Source organism: Massilia glaciei (assembly GCF_003011895.2).
In the GTDB taxonomy this organism is placed as follows: domain Bacteria; phylum Pseudomonadota; class Gammaproteobacteria; order Burkholderiales; family Burkholderiaceae_D; genus Telluria_A; species Telluria_A glaciei.
The window spans coordinates 1-3,196 of record NZ_PXWF02000151.1; the positions used below are offsets into that span (position 1 = coordinate 1).

The window sequence follows — 3,196 nt, forward strand, 5'->3', positions numbered from 1 at the left end:
ACGACTTTTGGTGCGACAGCCCTGGACTCGGCGCCGGGCGCGGCATGGCAAAAGCTGGTATTCTATTCCAGTGAAAAAATATCTTCTGGAGAACGACATGGCTAGAACCGTCAACGCTAGCGCTAACGCGACCCGACCAGCGGCGCACTCGACAGCGGCTGTCGGGCGTGTTTTTACCATTTCCCTGCAAGGCATCCCGCGCGTGACCTCCCAGTTGCGCGCCCGTCTGGAAGCGGCCGCGAGGTCACCAACGAATACGCGGCGTGACTATCCACTGTTGAACACCGACTAGTTCCATTTTCTTGTAATGAAAAAGCCCGCGAAAGCGGGCTTTTTCATTACAAGAAAATCTGACGATAGACCATAGAATCGTCTATTGGAACGCCTTTTCATTTGCAATGATTGTGAGCCAAAAACCGCGTCGAATGCGAGCATGACGGATTCGGAATGCGAGCCGCTACACCTATTTGTCGGTGACCATCAGCACCGAGCGCACCTTGCGCATGCCGGCCGCGTCGCTCGGGCGGTTGGCCACGACCCCGTTGACCACCATCGCGCTCGAACCTCCGCCGTCCAGATTGACCGCCTCCCAGGCGCCGAGTTCTACGAGCATGTCCGCCAGCTCGTCGAGGGTGACGCCGCGACTGTGGCTGCTGCGGCCATCGACCACGATGATCAGCATCGCGCCGCCTTTGAGCGTCGCCACCGCCGTGCGCGGCGCGGCCTGCGCCACCCCGACGCCGCTTGCCGCGTCGAACATCTCCTCAACCGCCGTGACCTGCCTGACGCCGCGCCACACCAGCATCGGCCCGCCGCCAATCGCCGTTTCGGGGTGCCAAAGCACGCCGCCGGCCGGCGCAGCCGTGGGCGCGGCCCCGCCCTCGTTCGGAGGCGCGTCGAAGGCGTACAAATGGGGCCGCCGCCCGGCCGCGTTCACCCAGCGCGCCTCGGCCGCGCCGGAGGAAAGCTGCCCGAACGTGGCGCGCGCCGGATAAAACCGCTGGCCGTCGCGGCTGATCTGGCTGATGCCGCGCGCCTGCACCACGCCGTCGCTGACCACCAGGCTCATACTGCTGGACTTATCAAAATAGCCGCCGTTGACGACGATGTAGGGTTGCTTCGCCATGCTTTGCGAAAAGTCCAACGGGGTCAGGGCCTGCCCGCCCGCGACAGCGACCCGCCACGCGAGCGCTGGGTTCTTACGCCCCTCGAAGCGCGCATAGACCGCCCGCAGGCCATCGCCCGTGCCGCGGAAAACCTCTATCCCCGCCGGCAGGCCGGCGTTGAGATCATCCGCTTTGTGCCAGACGACGCTGTTGGCGCAGCCGCCGCCCCCCCAGCACACCAACAGCAGCATCGTTAAGGTGGCGAGACGGCGCCCTGTCCTATTCATGGCGCACTTAATTGATGGTCTCGACGATCAACTGCTGGTTGGTGACGCCCAGGCCGGCGACGAACAAGGTCAGGCGCGCGTCGAAGTGGGCGTTAGCGCCGACCGTATAAGTCCCGATCACCTGCCGCGGCTGGGTCGGCGTGGTCCACAAGTCGAACTTGACGCCGTTGAAGCTGGCCGCCGTGCTGAACGTGAACGACGGCGTGTTGGTCGCGGCGGTGTAACTGGACGCGAACGAGATGCGCACATTGCGCGGCGATCCCGTTGTATTGAACAGGCGCAGGGTCGGGTCGAACTTGTGCCCGTAGTTGCCGTAGGTGCGGTCGGCCGAGTCGCTCAGGCGCGTGATGAACGGGACCGTCTGCTCCTGGAGGCTGGCGTTGTTCTTGGACGTCGTGTTGAACGAAAAGCCGATGTGCTGCCCGTTCGACGCCGGCAGCACCACCTCGGTCACGCCGGCCACGAGTGAGTTCGCGTAGACGCCGCCCTCGCGCCCGAAGGTGCCCGGCCCGGTCGAGTAGATCTGCCCCGGCGCCGGCGCGCCCTGCGTGCGGTTGACCGCGTCACTCAAGGTGCCGGTGGTGGTGATGACCGTGTAAAGGTAGATGCCGGCGCTCGCGCACACCTCGAAACGGCCGTCGGCCATATTGCTGTTTGCCATGCTCAGCTTGGCGATCTCCGTCACCTGGGACGCGCCGACCGCGCGATTCGAGAAATTCGTCGAAAAGGTCGCATCGCGCCAGTCTTTGGCGACGAAATAGCTCTGGCCCGTGGCCTTGCCCGTCAGCGGCTTGGTCAGGTTGGTGTAGGCCGATCCCTTGGCCTCCAGCGTGATCGCGGCGCCCTGGGGATTCGAGGCCAGCAGGTGCAGGTAGGCGGTCCCTCCGGTCTTGTTGATGTGGAAGAAATAGGCGCTCGTGCAGCCGGTCAACGGGTTGGCCTGGCCGCCGCGCACCGGGTCGACACGGCTGTTTTGCATCAGCCAGCCGGTGCCGTTGAAAATCTCAGGATTGTTGCTCTTCCAAAACTTGTGTCCGCCAAACGCGATGGTGAGCGGGCTCAGTAGGTTGTCGTCGACCTTTTGCGCGGCGCTCAGGTTGCCGAACTGCCAGGCATGGGCCGGATTCGGGCTTGGCGCGGCCACCGGGTCGGCCACCCACGCCACATGGGGCGCGTAAAAATAGCCGGAACTGAAACCGCAGCCGGCGATGGCACTGTCGAGCGTTGCGGCGTAGTGGTTCGTCACGATCGCGCTGGCGGCTCCCGCGCCCAGCAAGCTGCCCGAGGCGGCCCAGCATTTGTCGGCGGCGGCGAGGGTCGACGAGTCGGCCGTGCTGCGTTTGAACCAGGTCGACGAGTTGACCTGGACCACGTCGGCGGCGGCCGGCAGACTGGCGGCGCCCAGGCAGAGGGCGAACAGTTTCATCAAAGACTTTGGCATCGTGGCATCCTCGGTGTTGGTGTGGGAACAAGTCTACCGCCGCCCGTGGCCGGCCCGCCCATGAAAGAAATGCAGCACCACAGGCGCGAAGGTTATGACCTCGTTTTGGTGCGCCAACCGGGGTCGCCAAACGGGGTCAGACCCCGGTTTCGAAACGTGAACGCTAGATGGTTGGTAAAATCAGCGCCGTCACGCACCGCTCCTTATGCCAGCGGTCCGTGCCCCACATTGAAAAGGTTGCGCTGACGACCGATTACGTAACCGGGGTCTGACCCCGATAGCGGAATTATTGGCGAGCGGTACGATGAGGATGGTTACGGGATCAGAACCGGGGTCAGACCCCAATCCACCGGACTTAAGCG

Annotated in this window: 2 protein-coding genes; both read right to left on the reverse strand. The window is 64.1% G+C overall.

From position 1 onward, the window contains the following. Positions 1-463: 463 nt before the first annotated feature. Entirely contained in the window at positions 464-1,393 is a 930-nt protein-coding gene (locus C7C56_RS10270; protein WP_106757326.1) for a phosphodiester glycosidase family protein, read from the reverse strand. 7 nt (positions 1,394-1,400) lie between these two features. Then, positions 1,401-2,834: a DUF3370 family protein gene (locus C7C56_RS10275; protein WP_146204398.1), complete on the reverse strand. Its 1,434-nt coding sequence runs from the start codon at positions 2,832-2,834 to the stop codon at positions 1,401-1,403. Positions 2,835-3,196 lie beyond the last annotated feature (362 nt).